This is a genomic window from Deltaproteobacteria bacterium (assembly GCA_016874775.1).
Taxonomy (GTDB): Bacteria; Desulfobacterota; Binatia; order Bin18; family Bin18; genus VGTJ01.
In genome coordinates this window covers 14,595-36,668 of sequence record VGTJ01000038.1, presented here as the reverse complement: position 1 = coordinate 36,668, position 22,074 = coordinate 14,595, and the positions used below count along the sequence as shown (strand labels likewise).

Genomic DNA, 22,074 nt, shown 5'->3' with positions numbered 1-22,074 from the left:
GTAACCGTATAGAGGCCCCAGCGGGGCCTTCCTAAGAGTTACCGCCCCCAGCGGGGGCTTCGGAATGTGCTCGGCCCCTTCGGAGGGGCCTTCTTAATACCACGGCCTCTGGCCGTGGTAGCTTATTTAGGCATGGCCTATCTCAAGGCTGGCAATAAGGAGGCAGCCAAGGCCACCTTAACTAAAGCTCTCAAACTGGGAGATACTTTTACTGAAGTTGAGGAAGCAAAGCGTGCTCTGGCTGAGCTGCAGTAAGCCGATATGGACACTGGCCGCAACTGGAAACATGGATGCCTATTCGAACGTAGAGACCTGAGTTGGCAACGAGAACCTTCAGCGCTACGAAGTCATGAATGCTGCGGTTGTCTTGTTATGTATTGATGCGGCACTCTGTAGCGGATTAGCGGTTGCTATGCTGCTGCGTAATGCACGCTCTTTTGTTGGACGTGTGTTTGCGCTCGGCATGGCTGTCTTCGCTGCTGAAGCGGTCTGTAACGCCATCAGTGTTCAAGCGGAAACGTACCAGGATGTCGTATACTGGCAACATTGGCGATTCTTTGCGATGGCGTGGTTGCCGGGGATATGGCTCGTCTTTAGCTTGAGCTTTGCGCGCGGCAATTATCACGATTTTCTCAGCAGATGGCAGTGGGGAATTGTTGCTGCTTTTCTGCCGCCCCTCTACCTGCTCGGAACCGGATTTCAATCGCTGTTTATCGACGTTCCGTTTTGGGATGAGGTCTCGCGCTGGAGTCTTGGCTTGGGTTGGGTTGGGTATAGTTTCTTTGTCATTTTTCTTCTTCAATCCGCCTGCATTCTCATGAATTTTGAGCGAACCCTGCGGGCATCAACCGGTGATCTGCGCTGGCAAATCAAGTTTCTGATACTGGGGTTAGGCAGCCTGTTCGCCGTTCGTGTCTATACGGCCAGCCAGTCGCTGCTGTTTTCGCGTTTGACTGCGACGGCGGAGACGATCAATGCCGGTGCGTTGGTCGTTGCGGCGTGTCTTATGCTCTATTCCTTTTCCCGTTCACGTCTCTTGACGGTACATTTTCATTTATCCCCTACTGCGTTCTACCATTCCCTTACCGTTCTCGCGATGGGCGGGTATCTGTTGCTCGTCGGCCTTTTGGCACAGGCTGTGACCTATCTGGGTGGCGAAGATATCCTCCCGTTTGAAGCGTTATTGGTCTTTTTCGCGTTTCTGCTTTTGGCAATGTTTTGGATGTCTGATGAATGGCAACAACGAAGCCGTTTGTTTATCAGTCGCCATTTTCAACGTCCGCGCTACGACTATCGTAAAGAGTGGCTCGTGTTCACTCAACGGACGACGTCCCTTTTGGAGAGTAAAGACCTGTGCGATGCCGTCGTGAAGATGGTTTCCGAAACTTTTGGGGTCTCGTGTGTCACCCTATGGCTACTTGATGAGACTCGTCAACAGTTGCTATTTGGGGGGTCGACGGTATTCCCTGAAACGCAAGCCCGTGAACTGTTACTCACGAAAACCAGTGACGGTGCGGCCCTGATTCGTGTGATGCAGGAGAAACATTTCCCGATTGAATTCGACGCACGCAAGGATGATTGGGCAGGAGAGTTCACGCGCATGTATGCCGCAAGTGTAGGTGAAGCTCGTATCCGATACAGCGTGCCGTTGAATGCCGGTCGCGAGCTGCTGGGGATTATGACTCTCAATGAGCGAGTAATCCGCGAACCGTTATCGTTTGAAGATGCGGATCTTCTCAAAACCGTGGCAGATCAAGCGGCAGCGAGTCTCTGGAACCTGAAGCTCTCTCGGCAATTGCTCAAAGCGAAAGAAATGGAAGCTTTTCAAACACTGTCGACTTTTTTTATTCATGATCTGAAAAACCTGGCATCGACACTTTCGCTGACTATGCAGAATTTACCGGTGTACTTTGACGATCCTGAGTTTCGTGCCGATGCACTCCGGGTGATTACCAATAGTGTACAGAAAATTGATTCGATGTGCGGCCGTTTGTCTCTGCTCACGAAGGGGTTAGATCTTCATACGGCACCTGTTGATCTCAATGCCTTAGTGAATGCAACCCTGACGGAACTTAACGGCGCTGTTCGTGCAACGGTGACCCAGAGGCTGCAGACGATGCCTTCTTTGGTGATTGACTCCGAGCAGATACATAAAGTCCTGGTGAATTTGGTGTTGAATGCCAACGACGCCACAGGGGAAGGCGGGGAAATCGCCATCAAGACCGAACGACAGAACGATTGGGCTATTCTCGCAGTGCAAGACAACGGGAGTGGGATGTCGCCGGAATTCGTGACGCAGTCCCTCTTCCAGCCGTTTCAGACAACTAAGAGCAAGGGGTTAGGGATTGGGCTTTTCCACAATAAGAAAATTGTCGAAGCTCATCGTGGTCGTATTGCAGTGGAAAGTGAACCCGGGAAAGGGAGTATATTTCGGGTTCTCTTGCCGGTCGTGCAGTGAATTGGACCAGTGCGTATGCTATGGTACAATGCCCTGCGTACTTGAAAACAAGGAGTGATGGTTCATATGCCGCAACCTGCACCGTCAGAATCTCCACGCCTCACGAGTAAGCCGAAACTTCTTATCGTTGATGATGATGAGAACATCCGCACACAGATGAAATGGGCGTTCGCCCGCGACTATGCGGTTGTGCTTGCGGAAGACCGGCAAAGTGCATTGGAGGCACTACGCAAGGAACAGCCAGCCGTGGTGACCCTTGATCTGGGCTTGCCACCGCATCCGGGGGGTATTGAAGAAGGGATGCTGACATTAACAGGAATGTTGGAGCAAGACCCGCTGGTCAAAGTGATTGTCATTACTGGACAAACCGAACGGCAGAATGCGCTCCACGCAGTTGCTCGGGGGGCGTACGACTTTCTGTGTAAGCCTGTAGAGGTGGAGGACCTGCGCGGGATCCTCCGCCGTGCATTTTATGTGTCGCAACTTGAACGGGAGAATCGTACCCTGCAGCAGCAACCCACGATCGACCTGTTTGAGGGGATGATGGGCACCAGCACCCAGATGCAAGAGGTGTTTAGTGCCATTCGTCGCGTTGCGACAACTGACGTTCCCGTGCTGATTCAGGGGGAGAGTGGCACTGGCAAGGAGTTAGCAGCTAGAGCTATTCATCGGTTGAGCGAACGAAAAGACGGTCCGTTTATAGCAATTAACTGTGGGGCCATTCCCGAAGCGTTGCTTGAGAGTGAGCTGTTTGGTCATGAAAAAGGCGCGTTTACGAATGCACATATGCAGCGCAAAGGGCGTATTGAAGGGGCGCAAGGTGGGACGCTCTTTCTTGACGAGATTGGCGAAATGCCTCTCGCACTGCAAGTCAAGCTGCTGCGGTTTCTCCAGGAACGCGTGATTGAACGTGTCGGAGGACGGGAAGAAATCCCCATCGACACGCGGGTTGTGGCGGCGACCAATATTGACCTCAAGAACGCGATGAGTGAGAGCCGATTTCGCGAAGATCTCTACTATCGTTTGGGTGTCGTGGTGCTTGCGATCCCTCCCTTGCGGAACCGTGGTGGAGATGTGCTGCTCTTAGCGAATCTGTTTTTGCAGCGGTACGCTGCCGAAGCTAAGAAAAAGGCTGTGAAACTGAATCAGGCCGCACTCCACGCGCTGGAAACACACCAGTGGCCAGGGAACATTCGCGAATGAGAGAATCGTATCAAACGCGCAGTGATTATGGCAGAAGGGAATCAGATTTCCCCTTTGCACTTGGAACTGACCGAACCGACCGATCCCTACTCCGGGAAACGACTCAAGGAAGCTCGTGAAGTAGTCGAACGAGATCTGGTCCAACGCGCGCTGGTCCGAAGTAAGGGAAACCTTACGCAAGCTGCTGCTGATCTTGGGATTAGTCGCCCGACGCTGTATGAGTTGATGGAGAAGTTAGGAATTGCGAAAAGCTAGTTACGAACGGGGCTGCGTATCTGCTCGCGCTGTGCTACGACACTTTTTGGCGGCGACCAACTGGTCGCCTTTTTTTTGTAGAACATCTGCTTTCCTACCGATGAGCGATCGTTGTCTTTTCCGTCGTTGGCGTCGGGAAATTTTACAGCCTGGCGTGGCTAACGATAGATCCTTGAGAGGAGTAACGTTGCAGCGGTCTTTTCTTTTTGTGTTATCCACTATTCACTTCTAGTGAATTTTTCTGACGGTGCATTTTACAGTGTCCCCTGAGGATCAACCGTACGGCTGTGACGATACGGCGAGTGTGGAGCCAAGTACGTAAGAACATTTGCTGTTTTTGTCTTTGCGTTAGGTCACGCAGCTAGCGGACGCATGGCACGGCTTTCGCACTCCTTTCTTGTCATTCTCTTTGACCGCGCAAGAAAGGAGTCAAATACATGCAGGGAACAAGGAAACTTCTCAACACACTCAAGATTGCAGCTGTTGCCATAGCGCTGGGACTGTCCTCGACGAGTGGCGCGTATGCTGCTGCCGTACTCGATTTTGGTACCGGAACTGGTGGCAGTGGTGGCACTCTCAATGTCCAGGGCACTCACGCCTGGGGGTCGGGCATCGTTATTGGTGCACTTGCCGTGGTTGGAGCCCCGCAAAACGATGGTGTCTACGATGTCGATAGCACGAGTGGCGATAACGGGAGTGACACGTACGGGGTGCTGAGTTTTGATACTGACCCGAATAACAACTTCATCAAGATCGAAGGGTCGATTCCCTCTTTTGGCATTACCAATGCAGTGCTGCTGAGCGGGACGCTGAGCGACTTCCAGATCAATTTCACCAACCCGATTATTAGCTTTAGTGCACAAGGATTGGATAGTAAGAACGCAGAGTTGCTTCGTAACCTTGGTCTTCCAGGGGACACGACATTTGCGTTCTTCCAGTTCAACTTCACCGGCTTTTCGAGCACTGGTCCAAATGGCCTTATTACAGGAATTGCGATCAGTACGGATATCGTTAACACGCAGACTCCAGAACCAGGCTCCCTCCTTCTGCTTGGTTCTGGTCTTGTTGGCCTGGTCCTCGCTGCGCGTCGCAAAAAAACCAACTAACCGCAGCCTTTTCCGCCCTCGCTCGTAACGGATGGGGGCAAGCCTACGCTTGCCCCCATCGCTTTTGTGCGCAGTGGATTCGACTTGTCGGTTTCAGCTACAGTAGAGCAAAACTACAGGGGGGATGAGAAACTGGCGTGTCATGAGTGAACAAACTTTTCAGCATTGTGTGTTGTTTGGCGGAACAGGCTTTATTGGATCCCATTTCGCTTCGCATCTCTTGTCGACCGGGATGGGAGAGAAGGTCTGGTTGGTAGATTTTCGTCCAACGCAACCGTCGACGTGGCCTATACCACTCCAAGAGGCTTTCCAGCAAGGACGAGTGCAGGTGCTCACCTTGGATGTCCGGCAGCCCATTGCCCATGCCCAACTCCCCTCTCAAGCCCACCTCGTAGTAAACCTCGCTGCCGTGCATCGTGAACCAGGACACGAGCCTGAGGAATATTTCGCCACCAACTTACCAGGAGCAGAGCACGTCTGTGCCTGGGCCGAACAGGTGCAGTGTTCGACCATTATTTTTACTAGCAGTATTGCACCATATGGACCGACAGAGGAGCGAAAAGACGAAACCTCACTACCTGTGCCAATTTCTCCTTATGGCGCGTCAAAATTAACAGCAGAAAAGATTCATCTCGCCTGGCAGCGTGCTGAGAAGGGCCGGCGGCTGACAATCGTGCGTCCTGGCGTCGTCTTCGGTCCTGGGGAGGGGGGAACGTTACCCGTATGATCCGTGCTGTGCTTGGGCGCTATTTCTTTTACATGGGTAACCAGCACACACGAAAAGCTGGTGGATATGTCAAAGAACTCTGTCACGCATTGACGTGGGTGGGAGACTGGCAAGCGCAGACCGGAACCGATGTTGCGCTGTTTAATTTTTCCATGGACCCTGCGCCAACCGTAGAAGAATATGTTGCAGCGATCTCTCGCGTTGCTCATGTTCGACACTTCATTCCCAGTGTTCCCTATCCTTTGCTGCTTGGCGCGTCGTACCCGATTGAGGCACTCAGTCGCCCGCTGGGTTTGCATCAGCCAATTAGTCCAGTACGCATCCGCAAGTTGGTACGCTCGAACCATATTGACCCACGATTTCTCCGTGAGCATAACTATCCGTACCAGTACACCCTAGAGCGTGCGTTAGCCGACTGGTTACACGATCGCCCCGAAGAATGGGGGAGGTGACTCTTTAGCGATCAGCGATGGGCAGAAGGGGCTTCCTCTCCTTAACGAGCCTTTGGCAAACCGAGTACGCGTTCGGCGATGATATTGCGCTGCACCTCTGAGGTTCCGCCTTCGATTGAGTTGGCGCGGGCCCGGAGGAAACCGTACTGCCAGTAGGCATCGTCTGGTGCCGAGACTTCACCTTGGTAGAGCTGGCCACGCGCTCCCTGGATATCGACTGCGAGTTGTTGCAGACTCTGGTTCGTGTCTGCCCACTGCAACTTGGGGACTGACCCTTCTGGCCCTGGAGGATTGCCGCGCAGGAGACGAGTGAGCGCACGGTAGTTATTGAGTTTTAACAACTCTGTTTCGATATATGCATTCGCAAGTCTCTGTCGTACCAGTGGATCTGAGATCACAGATTGACCGTACCGCGAGGTGCGGCGCGCAGTGGCGACCAAGTCCTCATAGTGACGCTTCTGCGCAAAGGTGAAGAAAAAACTCAGCCCTTGGCGCTCAAACATCAGCGACGTAATGATCACGCGCCAGCCTTGATCCTTCTCTCCTAACAGATTCTGCTTAGGAACTTTGACTTCTTCAAAATACACTTCGTTGAATTCGCTATCGCCAGTAAGGGTTCGAAGTGGCTTGACGGTAATGCCTGGGCTTTTCATATCAACTAGTAGGCACGACAACCCCAGGTGTTTGGGAGCGTCAGGATTCGTACGGACCAACAGCAAGCACCAATCGGCGTAGAACGCTAAACTGGTCCAGACCTTCTGGCCGGTAACAACAAAATAATCCCCTTGCTCCACCGCACGGGTGCGTAGCGAAGCTAAGTCAGAGCCGGAGTTCGGCTCTGAATACCCCTGGCTCCAAATTTCATCACCACTGAGAATATTGGCGGCATGGGCACGCTTTTGCTCTTCGGTGCCATGCACAAGGATGGTAGGACCGACAATTTCAAGACCAAGGACGTTGAGCAGTTGGGGCGCTTTATACGCGGCCATCTCTTCATCAAAGATCATCCGTTCCACGAGCGACGCACCGCGGCCACCGTATTCTTTTGGCCACGAGATTCCCGTCCATCCACCTTCAAAGCAGCGGCGTTGCCAGTGTTTCAGGAACGAGAGGTCGGCAGCGGATGCTTGGGGTTGAAGATGGCGGAGCTGGTGGGTATCCGCAGGGACATTGGCGGCGAGCCAGGCCCGTAACTCCGTTCGAAAGGCTTCTTGTTCTTGCGTAAAGGCGAAATCCATTGCTGTTCCTCCAAATCACTTAAAGTGACTAGTTGCTGGCCAGCCGTTGTTGCAAGAGCGTATTCAGAAGCTGCGGGTTGGCTTTCCCCTGACTGGCTTTCATCACTTGCCCGACAAAGAATCCCAGCAATTTTTCGCGTCCAGCGCGGTACTCTGCAACTTTATCAGGAGCTGCGGCTAACACCTGGTCGATCACAGCGAGAAGCGCATCGCTATCGCTCACTTGCGTGAGTCCTTGTTCGGTCATAATCACGTCCGGGGCTTTGCGGCTTGTGCACATCTCCGTGAAGATGCTCTTTGCGATCTTACCACTGATGGTTCCCTCTTGGATTAAGCGAACGAGCAGGCCCAGGTGTTCTGCTGGGCATGGCCACGCTGTGATTGTGAGGGCGTCATCGAGCTTCTCTTCTTTGATGATACGCAACACGCTCTCCATCACCCAATTGCTGACGGCCTTGGGGGCTGCAGGATACGCATGTACTGCTGCTTCATAGTACTCAGCCACATCGCGTCGGGCTGTCAGAATGTCGGCATCGTACGCCGGGAGGCCGTACTCGCGTATCAAACGATCGCGCCGGACCGTGGGCAGTTCCGGTAGCGTGCTGGAGACCTGCGATATCCACTCCTCACTCAGCACTAATGGCAACAGATCCGGGTCGGGAAAATAGCGGTAGTCGTGCGCATGTTCTTTACTCCGCATCGAGCGGGTCACTTCGCGATCTGCGTCCCACAGTCGCGTTTCTTGCGCGATCTTCTCACCCGAGGTGAGTGCCGCGTGCTGGCGGTGGACCTCGTACTGGATGGCTTTCTCGACGGCACGGAAGGAGTTCATGTTTTTGATTTCGACTTTCGTACCGAAAGTATCGCTTCCGCGCGGTCGGATCGAGACGTTGGCGTCGCAACGGAAACTGCCTTCCTCCATATTGCCGTCGCAGATTTCTACGTATTGGAGAATGGTGCGCAAACTCCGCAAATACGCACCAGCCTCTTCCGGCGATCGCATATCTGGTTCACTGACGATTTCCAGCAGCGGCACTCCAGCGCGGTTGAGGTCGACCAGACTGGCCTCACTCTGTGGGTCATGAATATTCTTTCCTGCATCTTCTTCCATGTGGATACGGGTCAAGCCAATACGCTTGGGGTGGGCATCGACGGTGATGTCGATATATCCATGCTGAGCGATCGGTAACTCGTACATACTAATCTGGTAGCCTTTGGGCAGATCAGGATAGAAGTAATTCTTGCGCGCCCACTGGCTTTGTCGCGCAATCTGGCAATGGGTCGCAAGCGCTGCACGCATGGCAAATTCAACCACGCGTTGGTTGAGCACCGGCAACACGCCGGGCATTCCCATACATACCGGACATGTATGATGGTTAGGTGGTGCGCCAAAGATAGTGGAACAACCACAGAAGATTTTCGACTTCGTCAGCAGTTGCGCATGGACCTCAAGACCGATGACTGTTTCGTATTCCATAACCCCTCAACAAAAATGTATTCAGTCGGGTACCGTGACGTTCTGCTCCCCTGATGCCAATGGTCTCAGAGCACTGGCTTTTGCGTGTGCCAGGACGTGTGTTGCTCATAGTTGAACGCCGTTCGTAACAGCGTTGCCTCATCAAAAGGTTTGCCAATCAATTGCAGGCCGATCGGCAGACCCTGCTTGTCGAATCCACAAGGTACAGAGATCCCGGGTAAGCCAGCGAGGTTGACGGCAATCGTGAAGATATCTGACAAATACATGGTCAGGGGGTCCGTCGTTTTGTCTCCGAGCGCAAAAGCCGTGGTTGGCGCCACTGGGGTAGCGATCACGTCACACTGCTGCATCGCTTGGAGAAAATCCTGGCGAATGAGGGTTCTCACTTTCTGTGCTTTCAGATAATACGCATCATAATACCCGGCAGAGAGGACATAGGTGCCGAGCAAGATACGCCGTTTCACTTCAGTTCCGAACCCCTCAGCACGAGTCTGTTCGTACATCGAGGTTAATCCGCCGTTGTGTGGCGTACGGTATCCATACCGCACCCCATCATAGCGCGCCAGATTGGAACTCGCCTCAGCGGTGGCGATCATATAATACGTTGCGACGGCATAGGAGGTGTGCGGCAAAGAGATTGGTACCGATTCCGCGCCTAAGGCAGTGAGTGTTGCTATACTCTCCCGGACGGCAGATTCCACCTCAGGTTGCATGCCTTCGACAAAATATTCTTTGGGAATACCGATGCGCAGTCCACGCACGTCTTGTGTCAATGCGGCCTGATAGTCTGGCACTGGCAGGTTCACCGATGTTGAGTCCTGAGGGTCATGGCCAGCGATAGCTTGGAGGAGGAGGGCGCAGTCCCGTACATCTTTCGTGACTGGTCCAACCTGATCGAGGGACGATGCATAGGCAACCACACCGTAGCGACTGACGCGGCCGTACGTGGGCTTCATGCCAGTGACGCCACAGAACGCGGCTGGGAGGCGAATCGATCCACCAGTATCGGTGCCTAACGAGGCTAGGGCTTGGTCGGCAGCGACTGCCGCGGCGGAGCCTCCAGACGATCCACCTGGGACCCGAGTGACATCCCACGGATTGAGCGTCGGAGCAAAGGCCGAGTTTTCATTTGATGATCCCATCGCGAATTCATCGCAGTTCACTTTGCCAATGAGAATCGCTCCAGCGGCTTTGAGGCGCTGAACGACCGTGGCATCATACGGAGGAACGAACTCGGCGAGGATACGAGAGCCAGCGGTGGTACGGATATCTTTGGTGAGGATGACATCCTTCATGGCAATCGGAATACCACAGAGCGGTGGTGCCGTGTCGGGGGTTTGTAATTGTTGGTCAGCGAAGGTTGCCTGTGCGAGGGCGTCATCAGCACTTACTGTGAGATAGGCGTGCAGTGCTGGGTTGGTCGCGGCAATACGGGTGAGCACGGCCTGTGTGAGGTCGTGCGCCCGAATATCGTGCTGTCGCAGGAGTTGTGTTGCCTCGTGAATCGTGAGCCGGAAAAGGTCCATAACAGTCTCACCAATAGGGAAAGTCCCACGGGATGGAATACGGTGGCTTAGTCGATAATCTTGGGAACAACGAACAGTGTTGCGTGCGTCGCAGGGGCCGTGCGGAGCAGGTTGTCGTTAGGCGTGTTGGTAACGTGGTCCTCCCGCAGGGGCATGTATCCGGTGACCGCATGGGTAAACGGTTCGGTTGTGTCAGTGTCTAATGTCCTGAGCGTTTCTACATAGGTGAAGACTTTCATAAAGTGTTCCGTCATTGCCTCAGCTTCGTGTGTAGACAAAGCGAGGCGCGCGAGGCGGGCAACACGCTGCACCTCTTCCAGTGTGACCGTTGCCATAGAGATGATAACTCCCAGCAGAATGCGTGAATTGCCTCTGCACCATAGAGGAGGAGGGGAGTCTGTGAAAGTAGGGCAGGGGAATCTTGATTGCGTGTGTGGGGCTCAGCTACGTTAACGAGCACGGTGATGTCCCGACAACGACAAGAGCTTGGACAACGTGGAGAAACCAAGGCCGTCCAGTTTCTTGAAGCACGTGGCTATACGTTGATTGCTAAGAACTACCGTTCGCCCTATGGCGAAGTGGACCTCATTGTGCGTGATCCGCGCCGTCCGCAGATGATCGTTTTTGTCGAAGTGCGGACAAATTCTGATCCGCGGTTTGGTGATCCTCTCGAGTCGATCAGTTTGCGAAAGCAGCGACAAGTTGCCAAGACTGCTCAGTACTATTTGGTGACGCGCGGTTTTGATCAATGTGAAGCGCGGTTTGATGCGATAGGGATTCGCTGGGAACAGGGACAGGCACGGATTAGTCACATTCAAAGTGCCTTTGAGCTTATGCGCTCGTGGTAGAACGCAGAGGAGTCTGACGTGATAGGACGACCGAAAATAAGAATATTAGGATTGTGGATCTTGGGGATGCTGGCGATGTCGACCCCAGAGATTCTTGGCTATGAAGCGGTCAACGTACAGAATGGAGGGAGTATTACGGGCACAGTGACTTTTGTTGGAACACTTCCCGTCGGCATGCTGGTGACAATTTCGAAAGATCAAGAGATTTGTGGCAAAACAGAGAAAAAGGACGAGACTTTGATCGTGGGTCCCAATCGTGGCATTCAAAATGTTGTTGTTTCACTTGTCGACATCAAGCGCGGGAAGCGATTTACGACCAAGGATGTTGTTTTGGACCAAAAGGAATGCCGCTATGCACCTCATGTCTTATTAGTCCCGGCCGGGGGGACTGTAACCATTCTGAATAACGATGGCATTCTTCATAACCTTCATAGCTATAGCAGCAAGAATCCGCCCTTCAATAAAGCCCAGCCAAAGTTCAAGAAGAGTATCAAGGAGACATTTCGTGAGCCTGAAATCGTCAAGTTAACCTGCGATGCGCATGCGTGGATGATCGGATGGCTTGTGATTCACGAGCACCCGTATTATGCGATAACCGATAGTGCTGGCGGCTTTCTTCTTTCCGATGTTCCACCTGGGGAATACAATATAAAAGTCTGGCATGAGTCTCTCGGTGAAAAAGTCACGCCTGTCAACGTTCCGTCTCAAGGGAAAGTTGTTTTTAACAGTGATTTCTGAGATTGCGGATGAGAAGGACATGCCGCTTTATGATCATTTTTAACATAAATTGACTATAGTCAATTTATAGAATTCCGAGAATCACACTTTCTCATTAAGCAATTTTTAAAAATTATTTAAGTAGTGAGGGTTGAGTATTTCAGGGAAAATCCAATTTTGACTATATTCAATAAATATTAAAATAAGTGATACCCTGAGTTTCTTAGCCCTTAGCAACTATAAGAGAATGAGATAGTAGAGCAGCAAGTATTTGCTTTTACAGCTGGTCTCTCTCTATTTTATGCGTCTCAATTTCACTAGATTCTCGTAGAGCGTTTGACTTTGCGAAATGACGCAAGAACGCCTTCATATAGGTCGTCTCCGCGTCATCCGAAGAGAGTGGAATAACCAGTGCGCACTGGTGCGGCCTAGAGAATGTTCTGTTAGGTTCTTGGAATAGTACTAGTAGATAGTCCAGAAAGTTTTGATGGATAACTCAAGGGACGTCATACCCGCGAATGCGGGAATCCAGGAGGCTGAATTACAGGCCACTGCTGAATTTCCCTGGCTGCCCGGGAGAGATCCGACAGTCGCGTTTTTAAAATTACTTAATATATATTATCGGACATTATAGGATTAGAGTTTCTCCTTTTCTTCTCACCCCTCCTACTTCCCTACTTTTGCCTGAAATATTTCCGTCAATGGATACGACGGAGACCCTGATGACAGTTGCTCGTAGTAGGACTTCGCGGCGTTTGGATCATTGAGTTTTTCAGCCAATCGCCCAGCTGCCGCTAGCGCTTCAAGTTTCAATGGACCATCTATCTCTTTGGCTTGCTCATAGTGCTGCCGAGCCTGCGCCTCAGCACCCCGACGTTCTTCCATTTGCGCGAGCTTCACAAGAAGCAGTTGTTCGAGGGAGCTTCTTCCCGCACTCCGTTTCACCGTCGCTAGGCCTTGCTCATAGCTCTTCAACGCATCGTCCTTCTTATCAAGTTTCGCATACGCTTCACCAAGATAGTAAAGACCCAACGCTTGCTCTGTTGTACCGATGGAAGAACTCCGCGCCTTTTGCAGTGTTTCTACCGCCTTTTGCGCCTCTCCACCTTGGAGCGTCGCAATGCCTACTCTCAAGTGTTCTAGAGCTGCAGTTTTTTGCAATCGAAAGTAAAGCGCGCCACAGGCCAAAAGAACAGCAATACCAATCACCACCCCAACCGCGAGCTGATTATCACGAATCTTCTGCGTAATAACATCCCACAGCATGCCGTCTTCCAACCCCGCTATTCGCTCTTGTATAGAAACTGCTTTCGCCACGTGCTTTTCTACCTTCTCAGCATATGTCTCTGTTACATCTTGTACTTGAAATCGTCTGGAGACATCTTCTCTAGGATTTCTGCCCATTTATCTCTTGAGACATTAGAGAGATTCTGCTCCTGATGATCTTCCATTTTCTGCTGTAACGTGCTTGACGCTTCCAATACTTTCTTTGCCACAAAGATCGGACTCTTCGTGCGTAGCGCAAGCGAAATCGCATCACTTGGCCGTGAATCGATGATAACTTTTTGGCCCTGTATGTCTAAACAAATACTTGCATAGTACGTACTGTCACGCAGATCCGTGACTTCAATCGCTTCTACACTCCCGCCCAACGTGTCAACCACCGTCCGTAACAGATCGTGCGTCATAGGCCGTGCCATCTTGATTCCCTCAATCTCAGTGGCCATCGCGGTTGCTTCCATAAGCCCAATCCAAATTGGCAGGTTGAGCTTGTTATCAGGATCTTTCAAAATGACGATGGGTGTTTTTGTTACCGGGTCAAGAGTCAATCCCCCGACCCGCATCTCGATAAATTCTTCTCTCGCCATAGCATCCTCATTCGTGCAGAAAGAGTCACGGTCCTCAATACCCGTCTGGCGCCCCTTAATGCCACGCCTCCCTCATCAAGCGGTAACCAGTTTATCGATAACTCTATACAACTGATTGAGATTCCGACACTCCTCCACCATGTCACAATACGGAGCGTAGCGATCCATTTCGCTATCACCAAATCCCCACGTCAAGCGACTTTCAGGATTCAACCAAATCACTTGCTTCGCTCGCAATTTCATGTCCCGGATTACCCACTCATGCGGCAAGTTGTAGTTATTGCGCGCGTCGCCCAAAATAATCACCGTTGTCCGCTTATTGATCGCGGACAAATAATCACGATGAAACATTTTAAACGCCCGTCCGAAATCCGAATGCGCGTACAGGTTGATCATGTTCCCACGCATAGCTAGATCGATAGCAGATTGTATCTCGTTGTCCTCAAAGAGCTTCGTCACTTCTCCCAAATCAGCGACAAAAATAAAACTCCGCACCTTCGAATACAGATCCTGTACGGAATAGACAAATTGCAACATAAATCGCGACACATTCCGAACCGAATCCGACACGTCACACAGAATCACCACCTGTGGTTTCTCCTTCTTGCGACGATCAAGCACGATCCGAAATGGCACCCCGCCGTACTGCAAGTTCTTCCGCAACGTCTGCTGCAAATCAAAATGGCCACGCTTTGCCCGTTTTCGCCGGATGGCAATCACATGCTTCAGTCGCTGAGCGAGCTTAGCAACCGCCTCCATCATCTTTCGGATCTCGTCCTCCGTCAGATAATAAAAGCTCTTGTCCGCAAGCGTGCGCATTTTCTGCTGTTCCCGCACTTGCGGATTCTGTTTCTCCAGCTCCGCCCGGACAAAACTCCGCACCATATGCGCAAGATCTTGCATGCGCCGGTCAATATACGCCAGCGCTTGTTCTACCTGTTGCGGGTTCAAACCAGCTCGCTGCAATGCTTCCTTCAGCGCTTGCATTTCCTGCATGAGCTGGCCAAATCCCAACATCTGCGCCACAGCGTTGGCAAACTGCCCTTCCTGAAACGAACGTTGAATATCCTGCAGGTTCGCCTGCTGAGCCGCTTCCCGTAGCATGCGCTCTAGCTGCCCGGTATTGTTTGAGAGCAGCGCTTTTGCCAACTCAGACAAGTCGGTCCCCATGTTCTTGAGTTGCTCTTCCAATTGCTCAAGAAATTTCTGAAACTCCTCCTCTGACATCTCCATCGCAGCCATCGTCTCTGCGCCAGCCTGCTTAATAATCTCCCCAAGGCCGGTGAAATACAGATCAAACAGTTCGTTATAGACGGGAATGTCAACAACTCGTTTCACCAACGTTGCCCGGAGCGTATCCTTCAAGATCTCACGGTTCCGTATGCCAACCAACCCAAGCGCAGAGAACGTATCCATATTCTCGGCCGCCGACACTTTCAGACCATTCTCGCGCAGTAAATGAGTGAATTCGATAATCTTGTCATCCATGGCGGCACTCGTTTCGATGTCTTTCGTATCGTTCGTTAATGGAGAAGGTCTTTATCGCTCTGGCCCGCACCGGCTTTCGTCGCCTTCGTTTTCTGCTTCTGCAGGTATTCCTTGAGTTCAGCCTCAGCCTTACGCACATCTCCCTCATACTTGAGGATCGTATTGAGGGTTTCGTTCACCACCTGCTCCTCAAGTTTATCAACGTTGAGCAACGTGAGCGCTTTTGCCCAATCGAGCGTCTCACTAATGCTCGGAACTTTTTTCAGGTCGAGCTTACGAATTCCCTGAACGACTTCAACCACCTCTTCCGCTAGCTTTTCCGCAATCCCTGGAACTTTCATCTTTACAATCGCCAGTTCCTGCTCACGATCAGGAAAGTCGATATAAAGATGTAAGCAACGCCGTTTCAACGCATCCGACATTTCTCGGGCATTATTGCTAGTCAGCACCACGAGCGGAATCTGCTTTGCTCGGATGGTCCCAAGTTCCGGCACGCTCACTTGAAAATCGCTCAGCACTTCTAATAAGAAGGCTTCAAACTCACTGTCAGATTTATCGATCTCATCAATGAGGAGCACGAGCTGTTTCTCTGCTGATATCGCTTGCAACAACGGCCGTGGCAAAATGAATCGCTGCGAAAAGAATACGCTATCTTGAGTGCCAATCCGATCGACTGCTTCTGCAAGGTTCCGAGTCCCTTCAATCACCTCGCCAATTTTATCCTTCAGAATTTGCGTATACAGAAGCTGCTTCGCGTATTCCCACTCGTACAGCGCCTTCGCTTCATCCAAGCCTTCATAACACTGCAACCGTACCAAATCACAGTGCAAAGCTTCGCCGACTACTTTCGCGAGTTCGGTCTTTCCTACCCCAGCCGGCCCTTCGACCAGGATCGGTTTTCGCAGATGGTTCGCGAGATACACAATCGTGGCAATCCGCTGATTGCAGATATATTTTTGCTCTGCGAACTTGTTAATAACATCCTCGATCGAAGTGAACATTCTCCCTCCCTGGCCGTAAATTTGTCACACCCTAGCACATGCAAAAAGCCTATGACAAGGCGCGCCCGCCAACGGCCTCCCACACTAAGACGTAGTCCATCCTCCGCTCCTCGTAGCACCCTTGCATACGCAGGAGTTCTTTTCCTATAATTCGCCCCCATGTGTACGCTTGCCTTTTACTTCCAATCATTTCCTCATTACCCCATTGTTGCTGCCGCAAACCGCGACGAGTCCCTCTCTCGACCTTCTGCGACTCCTCGCCAACTCTCGTCGAGCCCATGGATCTACGGTGGTCAAGACTTACTTGCCGGTGGAACGTGGCTCGCAGTCAATGAACATGGCATGATTGCAGCCATCCTCAATCGCCATACCGGTCGCACTGCTGACCCCCACTGCCGTTCACGTGGCCTGCTTTGCCTTGAAGCCCTCAAGTATTCGTCAGTCCGTCAGGCAGTCGACTATGTCAACGCCCAATCCCCGAGTGACTACAATCCTTTCAATCTGCTGATCGCCGATCACACTGAAGCGTTTGTTATTCACGCCCAAGCACCCCTCTTCGAGACGCAACCGCTTCGTCCAGGCTTCCATCTCCTGACCAACTACAACCTCAACGACCTCAGTTGCCCACGCACCAAACGCTCAAGTCCAGACTTCGCGCGCCTTCCCCTTCTCACTCCAGCCCAGCCACTGGCTTTCTCCGACATCTGCGCCCAACTTCATCCCCTTCTTGCAACCCATGCTCCCGACCCAGATCCACGAGCAAGCGTCTGTATTCACTTGGATGGGTACGGCACCTGCTCTTCGAGTGTTCTTGCGTATTCCCAAACCGAACGCCGCTACCGTTATACCTTCGCTCCGGGTTCCCCCTGTCGTAACACTTATAGTGAAGTCTCCATCCCTCCCGGCGGCTGCGCAAGCCATCCACCATCAACCACGTAAGATGCGCCCGTCACGAAGTCCCCTTCGTCAAGCAGAAACATCAATATGCGAAGCACGTCTTCAGGTGTCCCTAAGCGCCGCAACGGAGTAGTCCCGATAAGCCGCTGCAAGGAACCTGCATCGTAGTCCACTGGCGGCAACACTGGCCCCAAAATCAGTTCATTCACCTGCACGTGCGGTGCGAATGCTTTCGCTAACGCCGCTGTCGACATATGTACCCCTCCCTTCGTTACACAATAGGGAAGATAGTGACGCACCGGTCGCTGACCACTCCAATCCCCAAGTTGGATAATCTTCCCACCCCGCTGCTCGTGCATGATGCGTCCGAGTCGAACTGCCAGAATCAATGGTGCCTCTAGGTTTACGCGCAACACCTTCCGCCATTCCGCCACCAAAAGCGTCTGTATCGTATTCGCCCCAAATACGGCAGCGCTATTCACCAACACATCAACTTTTCCAGTACGTCGGAGCACCTCCTGCACCAATGTCTCAGCTCCACCAGCTGTTGACAAATCCACTCTCACAATCTCCGCTCGGCCACCCCGTTTTTCTATCTCCGCTACTACATCCTCAGACGCTGAGTGCATATGCAAGATGAGATCAACTCCTCGCTCGGCCAGAGCAAGAGCAATCGCGCGACCTAAACGCCGTCCAGCTCCAGTGATAAGTGCTGTCGCTCCCTGTAACTTCATATCTCGAACTCCCCGATGGCCCTCACCGACTTACTACGCCTCGCGCACTCCTGACCTTACAGAGCCCCACGCATTACCTACACAGTCCCTGAAACACCCGCATCCTCCAGCGTAAGCTCTCAGCATTCGCGTGAACCACCCCAATTCAATCTCCATCACTACCCCACACCTCTTATCTCCCACCACCCTCCTTTACTACCGCATCCCAACGAAGCTCACGGGGGCACTCGCGTGCGAAGCGCAGCGGAGCAAAGCGCAGTGCCCCCGTGAGCGGCAACCCCACAAAAGTCCTCGAAAAGCCAAACCGCCGCCCCCTTAAAGCATCCCCTATTCCACGACACCACGGCGCCACATCTGCCATTTCTATCTAGCCATACTCGCCACTCAATTCACAAATTTTTGTCTCTCCCATTCGCCAAATACAATCCTCAGCCCAACCCAACGTCACAAACCTAACCGCCTCAGATCACCTTCCCCTCACCCCCTCTTCCTTTAATAAGAGACATTTACGAGATTTTTATTCTTTTTAGGCTTATTTAATAGCAATTAATTATTTTTTATTTCTTTTTTGTCTAATTAAAATTTGTCCTTACTCTAGTCAAGTAAAATGGCTTTACCTTGCTCTTTTCACAGGCCGAAAAATATGTGAATAATTCTAAAAGCAAAGGGATCTTATGGAAAATATTGTGGACAAGCCAAAAGGGATCCGCCAAAAAAGTCCAAATGCTCCTGCGTATAGCGTGCAAGAAGCGTTAGAAGACGCTCGTAAGATCTTTCGGATAGAAAATCAGGTCCCTATAAGCCGAGAGTCCATAGCCGAACATCTGTCTTTGGCGGCGCAATCTGGCCCCTTCAACCGCAAGCTAAGCAGTCTTCGCCAATATGGCTTCCTCGAACCCGTCGGCAAAGATCTTCGCGTTAGCGATCTTTTTCTTCGCATTGACCATTCAACCGACGAATCAGATCGCCAACACGCTCTCCGTGAAGCGCTCAGTCGTCCGACTATCTTTCAAGGGTTACTCAATCAATATGAAACTACTGGCGGAGGCCTGCCATCTGACATCAATCTAACTAACCAACTCGTCCTCAAGCACCGCTTTACCAAAACCAATGCGGAAACCGTTGCCAAATCATTCCTTGAATCTGCTCGTTTCGCTGGATTAACCCAATCCCGCTCATACACTCCTCCCGTCTCATATCCCCCTACTCTCGCTTCCCATCTCCTATCGCATCCCCTTCCCAAAACACCGGAACTTCCCCCCGACACCAATCGCCTTCGCGACGATCCAATCCCCCAGTGCCGTCAAGAGATCCCTCTCAGCCCAGGTCGTCGCGCAATCGTTTCCGTTCCCGAAGACGTCTCGTCTGAAGAAATCGCCAAAGTCATCCGAGTCCTCCATGCCCTTGCTGGCGTTTCCACTTAACCTCCGCACTCAAGCGAGCGACCTACTTGACCCCCCATCTTGTTTTCTGCATCCTTCCCTCACTCCATCGCTAAGAGTAGGGCCATGTATTATTTAACCCGTCTGGTCGAATTCGAGGCTTCTCATCGTTACTGGAATCCAAACTTCTCCCTCGAGGAAAACCATCGCACTTTCGGAAAGTGCGTCAGTCCGTATGGCCACGGTCATAGCTATATTCTCCGCGTCTCCCTCTCCGGACGTATCGACCCGCACACAGGCATGGTTCTGAACGTCAAGGAACTTGACCTTATCTTAAAAGAAGTCAGCGCCGAATTTGATCATAAATTCATTAACGCGGATCATCCCTCGTTCAACACTCGCATACCGACAACAGAGAATCTCGCCACGTACATGCGGGATCGCATCGAAGAAAAACTCCAAACCGAGCGTAATCACTATCACCTAGCGCAAGTTCGTCTCTATGAGGAACCGACGTTGTGGTCAGATGTGTTTGCTGGAGAAGGACGTACTATGGCATACCTGACAAAAACTTTTGGTTTCAGCGCCGCCCACCGACTTCATAGTTCTCTTCTCTCCGATGAAGAGAACCGCGCCGTATTTGGGAAATGCAATAACCCAAACGGCCACGGCCACAACTACGAACTAGAGGTAACAGTACGTGGTGAAGTCGACCCTCGCACCGGCATGATCATGGACCTTGGGTTACTCATGCAAATCGTGCAAACCGAGGTGCTGGATCGCTTCGACCACAAACACCTGAATAACGACACTGCGGAGTTCGCCACACTCAACCCCACGGGCGAGAACATCACAAAAGTCATTTGGGATCTTCTCTCTCCCCAATTAGGGACACAATTGACTAAGGTCGGGCTCTGGGAGACGCCGAAGAATTTCTTCGAGTACACAGGCGAATAACACTATGACGATACAAACTCTTCACGGGCAAGTTGCGATTGTCACCGGAGCTGGATCTGGCATCGGACGCGCGGTTGCCCTCGCTCTTGCACAATCAGGAGCCAAAGTCACGCTCGCTGCACGAACAAAACAAAAACTCGATGAACTTGTGTCTGAGATCACGAAAGCTGGCGGCACCGCCCTCGCTGTGCCTACTGATGTCAGTAGTGAATCGCAAGTTGAAGACTTAGTCGCCAAAACTACAGCATCCTTTGGCCATATCGACATTCTTATCACCAGTGCTGGCGGCGCATATTTCGGACCAATCATTGAATCTCGTACAGAAGACTGGGACTCCATGATTAACGTCAATCTCCGCGGCATCTACCTGTGCTGCAAGCACGTCGTACGCGCGATGCTTCCGCGCGGCCAAGGTCACATCCTCAACGTACTCTCAATTGCCAGCACCCACACCCTCTCAGGGTCGACTGGCTATACCGCCTCGAAAATGGGCTCGCTTGGTTTAACCAGAGTGATCGCCGCCGAAGTCCGCTCAGCCGGGATAAAAGTGACTGCCGTCATTCCTGGCGCAGTCGACACTCCATTGTGGGATACTAGTGGCAGCACCCTAGATCGGAGCAAGATGCTGTCAGCAACTGACGTGGCAAATGCGATGATCAGTGTCATCGCCCAACCGCCTGGCATTCACACCGATGAGATCGTACTCATGCCACCTTTAGGGGTCTTGTGATCGCCCACCGCATTTCTCTCGTTTTTCTTCTTATTATCCTGCTCCTCGGAACCTCCTGTAATAGTAAACCTGTTCAGGAGTTATCCAATACTTTTCGCGTCGCCCTCCTTACCCCCGGTCCGATTAGCGACGCAGGCTGGAATGCTCTCGCCTACGAAGGACTAACCAAGATCAAAGACACTCTTCACGCTGAAGTCAGCCAAATCGAAACCAAGACACCAGCTGAATTTGAAGAAGCCTTCCGTGACTATGCCAGCCGCAATTTTCATCTCATTTTCGGTCATGGTTTTGAGTTCCAAGATGCGGCCGCGAAGGTTGCGACCGACTTTCCCAACTCTGTATTCATCACCACTTCAGGGAGCACTGTTCGAACAAATGTCGCCCCGATGCGATTTCTCCTCGAAGAAGCGACATATCTCATGGGTATGATAAGTGCGCTCGTCTCTAAAACAGGCAAAGCCGGCGCTATCGGCGGCGTTGAGATTCCACCCCTTAAAAGCACGTTTATGGCGTTTGAGGCTGGAGCCAAAAGTGTCAATCCCAACTTCCAAGTCATCGTTTCATACATCAGCAACTGGGAAGATGTCGGCGCGGCCAAGCAAGCAACTACAGCACTCATAGAACAAGGCTGTGATGTCATTATCCCGAACGCCGACGCAGCTAGTCTTGGAGCCTTCCAAGCCGCCCAAGAAAAGAATGTTCTTGCCTTTGGTACCAACAAAAACCAAAACGATCTCGCACCTTCTGTGATTCTCGCGAGCGGCGTCATTGATATCCCGACAGCATTTCTGCAAATGGCCCAATCTGTCCAAAACCGCTCCTTTCAAGGCCGCATTATTCGCCTGGGCTTGAAAGACAACGTCATAGCTCTCGTCTACAACCCAACATTAAAAGATCGTCTCTCGCCTGAAGCGCAAGCTCGCATCGACGCCGCGCAGCAACAGATCATCAATGGCACCTTAACTGTCCCCAGCGTTGAATTCTCCCCCGTACCATCAGGCGCTTCATAA

At 51.9% G+C, this 22,074-nt stretch carries 20 protein-coding genes and 1 pseudogene; 12 read left to right on the top strand and 9 right to left on the bottom strand.

The genetic code is table 11. From position 1 onward, the window contains the following. Positions 1 to 349: 349 nt before the first annotated feature. The 5 genes and pseudogenes from prsK (at position 350) to FJ147_08830 (ending at position 6,201) form a co-directional block, all read left to right on the top strand. Positions 350 to 2,458 (top strand): PEP-CTERM system histidine kinase PrsK, encoded by a 2,109-nt coding sequence (gene prsK / locus FJ147_08850; protein MBM4255990.1) that lies wholly within the window; start codon positions 350 to 352, stop codon positions 2,456 to 2,458. Positions 2,459 to 2,524: 66 nt separating this feature from the next. Next, positions 2,525 to 3,916: pseudogene (prsR, locus tag FJ147_08845) on the top strand (PEP-CTERM-box response regulator transcription factor). 437 nt (positions 3,917 to 4,353) lie between these two features. Beyond that, complete coding sequence (locus FJ147_08840; GenBank protein MBM4255989.1) at positions 4,354 to 5,022, top strand: PEP-CTERM sorting domain-containing protein; 669 nt, start codon at positions 4,354 to 4,356, stop codon at positions 5,020 to 5,022. A gap of 124 nt (positions 5,023 to 5,146) precedes the next feature. Next, positions 5,147 to 5,749 carry an NAD(P)-dependent oxidoreductase gene (locus FJ147_08835; protein MBM4255988.1) on the top strand — a complete coding sequence of 201 codons (603 nt, stop codon included), beginning with the start codon at positions 5,147 to 5,149 and terminating at the stop codon, positions 5,747 to 5,749. Beyond that, positions 5,746 to 6,201: a hypothetical protein gene (locus FJ147_08830; GenBank protein MBM4255987.1), complete on the top strand. Its 456-nt coding sequence runs from the start codon at positions 5,746 to 5,748 to the stop codon at positions 6,199 to 6,201. Before FJ147_08835 ends, FJ147_08830 begins: the two co-directional genes overlap by 4 nt. Positions 6,202 to 6,242: 41 nt before the next feature. Here the strand turns inward: FJ147_08830 and FJ147_08825 are convergent, their stop codons facing one another. From FJ147_08825 to gatC, 4 genes are all read right to left on the bottom strand, one after another. After that, positions 6,243 to 7,439: an acyl-CoA dehydrogenase gene (locus FJ147_08825; protein ID MBM4255986.1), complete on the bottom strand. Its 1,197-nt coding sequence runs from the start codon at positions 7,437 to 7,439 to the stop codon at positions 6,243 to 6,245. A 28-nt stretch (positions 7,440 to 7,467) separates the two neighbouring features. After that, entirely contained in the window at positions 7,468 to 8,916 is a 1,449-nt protein-coding gene (gene gatB, locus FJ147_08820) for an Asp-tRNA(Asn)/Glu-tRNA(Gln) amidotransferase subunit GatB (protein MBM4255985.1), read from the bottom strand. Positions 8,917 to 8,981: 65 nt separating this feature from the next. Continuing rightward, positions 8,982 to 10,442 carry an Asp-tRNA(Asn)/Glu-tRNA(Gln) amidotransferase subunit GatA gene (gatA, locus tag FJ147_08815; protein MBM4255984.1) on the bottom strand — a complete coding sequence of 487 codons (1,461 nt, stop codon included), beginning with the start codon at positions 10,440 to 10,442 and terminating at the stop codon, positions 8,982 to 8,984. Positions 10,443 to 10,489: 47 nt separating this feature from the next. Then, on the bottom strand, positions 10,490 to 10,777 hold the full coding sequence (gatC, locus tag FJ147_08810; GenBank protein MBM4255983.1) for an Asp-tRNA(Asn)/Glu-tRNA(Gln) amidotransferase subunit GatC: 288 nt from the start codon (positions 10,775 to 10,777) through the stop codon (positions 10,490 to 10,492). Positions 10,778 to 10,906: 129 nt separating this feature from the next. Between gatC and FJ147_08805 the strand changes: the two genes are divergently transcribed. After that, positions 10,907 to 11,290 carry a YraN family protein gene (locus FJ147_08805; protein MBM4255982.1) on the top strand — a complete coding sequence of 128 codons (384 nt, stop codon included), beginning with the start codon at positions 10,907 to 10,909 and terminating at the stop codon, positions 11,288 to 11,290. 18 nt (positions 11,291 to 11,308) lie between these two features. Then, the gene (locus FJ147_08800) at positions 11,309 to 12,028 is read left to right on the top strand and encodes a hypothetical protein (GenBank protein MBM4255981.1); all 720 of its coding nucleotides are present in this window, start codon (positions 11,309 to 11,311) and stop codon (positions 12,026 to 12,028) included. Positions 12,029 to 12,673: 645 nt separating this feature from the next. Here FJ147_08800 and FJ147_08795 read toward each other — a convergent pair. From FJ147_08795 to FJ147_08780, 4 genes are all read right to left on the bottom strand, one after another. Further along, on the bottom strand, positions 12,674 to 13,411 hold the full coding sequence (locus FJ147_08795; protein MBM4255980.1) for a tetratricopeptide repeat protein: 738 nt from the start codon (positions 13,409 to 13,411) through the stop codon (positions 12,674 to 12,676). Continuing rightward, positions 13,357 to 13,875: a bifunctional nuclease family protein gene (locus FJ147_08790; GenBank protein ID MBM4255979.1), complete on the bottom strand. Its 519-nt coding sequence runs from the start codon at positions 13,873 to 13,875 to the stop codon at positions 13,357 to 13,359. Before FJ147_08790 ends, FJ147_08795 begins: the two co-directional genes overlap by 55 nt. Before the next feature lie 75 nt (positions 13,876 to 13,950). Beyond that, a complete protein-coding gene (locus FJ147_08785) occupies positions 13,951 to 15,363 on the bottom strand; it encodes a VWA domain-containing protein (protein MBM4255978.1) in 1,413 nt (470 codons plus the stop codon). Positions 15,364 to 15,398: 35 nt separating this feature from the next. Beyond that, complete coding sequence (locus tag FJ147_08780; protein ID MBM4255977.1) at positions 15,399 to 16,364, bottom strand: MoxR family ATPase; 966 nt, start codon at positions 16,362 to 16,364, stop codon at positions 15,399 to 15,401. Between the two features lie 159 nt (positions 16,365 to 16,523). On the opposite strand from FJ147_08780, the gene FJ147_08775 reads away from it, so the two are divergent. Beyond that, positions 16,524 to 17,303, top strand: a complete 780-nt coding sequence (locus FJ147_08775) for an NRDE family protein (protein MBM4255976.1) — start codon at positions 16,524 to 16,526, stop codon at positions 17,301 to 17,303. Here the strand turns inward: FJ147_08775 and FJ147_08770 are convergent. Beyond that, the gene (locus FJ147_08770; GenBank protein MBM4255975.1) at positions 17,243 to 17,995 is read right to left on the bottom strand and encodes an SDR family oxidoreductase; all 753 of its coding nucleotides are present in this window, start codon (positions 17,993 to 17,995) and stop codon (positions 17,243 to 17,245) included. The two genes, FJ147_08775 and FJ147_08770, sit on opposite strands and share 61 nt — an antisense overlap. A gap of 674 nt (positions 17,996 to 18,669) precedes the next feature. Here FJ147_08770 and FJ147_08765 point away from each other — a divergent pair. From FJ147_08765 to FJ147_08750, 4 genes are all read left to right on the top strand, one after another. Continuing rightward, positions 18,670 to 19,419 (top strand): hypothetical protein, encoded by a 750-nt coding sequence (locus FJ147_08765; protein MBM4255974.1) that lies wholly within the window; start codon positions 18,670 to 18,672, stop codon positions 19,417 to 19,419. An 84-nt stretch (positions 19,420 to 19,503) separates the two neighbouring features. Beyond that, the gene (locus tag FJ147_08760; protein MBM4255973.1) at positions 19,504 to 20,334 is read left to right on the top strand and encodes a 6-pyruvoyl tetrahydropterin synthase; all 831 of its coding nucleotides are present in this window, start codon (positions 19,504 to 19,506) and stop codon (positions 20,332 to 20,334) included. A 4-nt stretch (positions 20,335 to 20,338) separates the two neighbouring features. Next, a complete protein-coding gene (locus tag FJ147_08755; GenBank protein MBM4255972.1) occupies positions 20,339 to 21,064 on the top strand; it encodes an SDR family NAD(P)-dependent oxidoreductase in 726 nt (241 codons plus the stop codon). Further along, positions 21,064 to 22,074: a BMP family ABC transporter substrate-binding protein gene (locus FJ147_08750; GenBank protein ID MBM4255971.1), complete on the top strand. Its 1,011-nt coding sequence runs from the start codon at positions 21,064 to 21,066 to the stop codon at positions 22,072 to 22,074. Before FJ147_08755 ends, FJ147_08750 begins: the two co-directional genes overlap by 1 nt.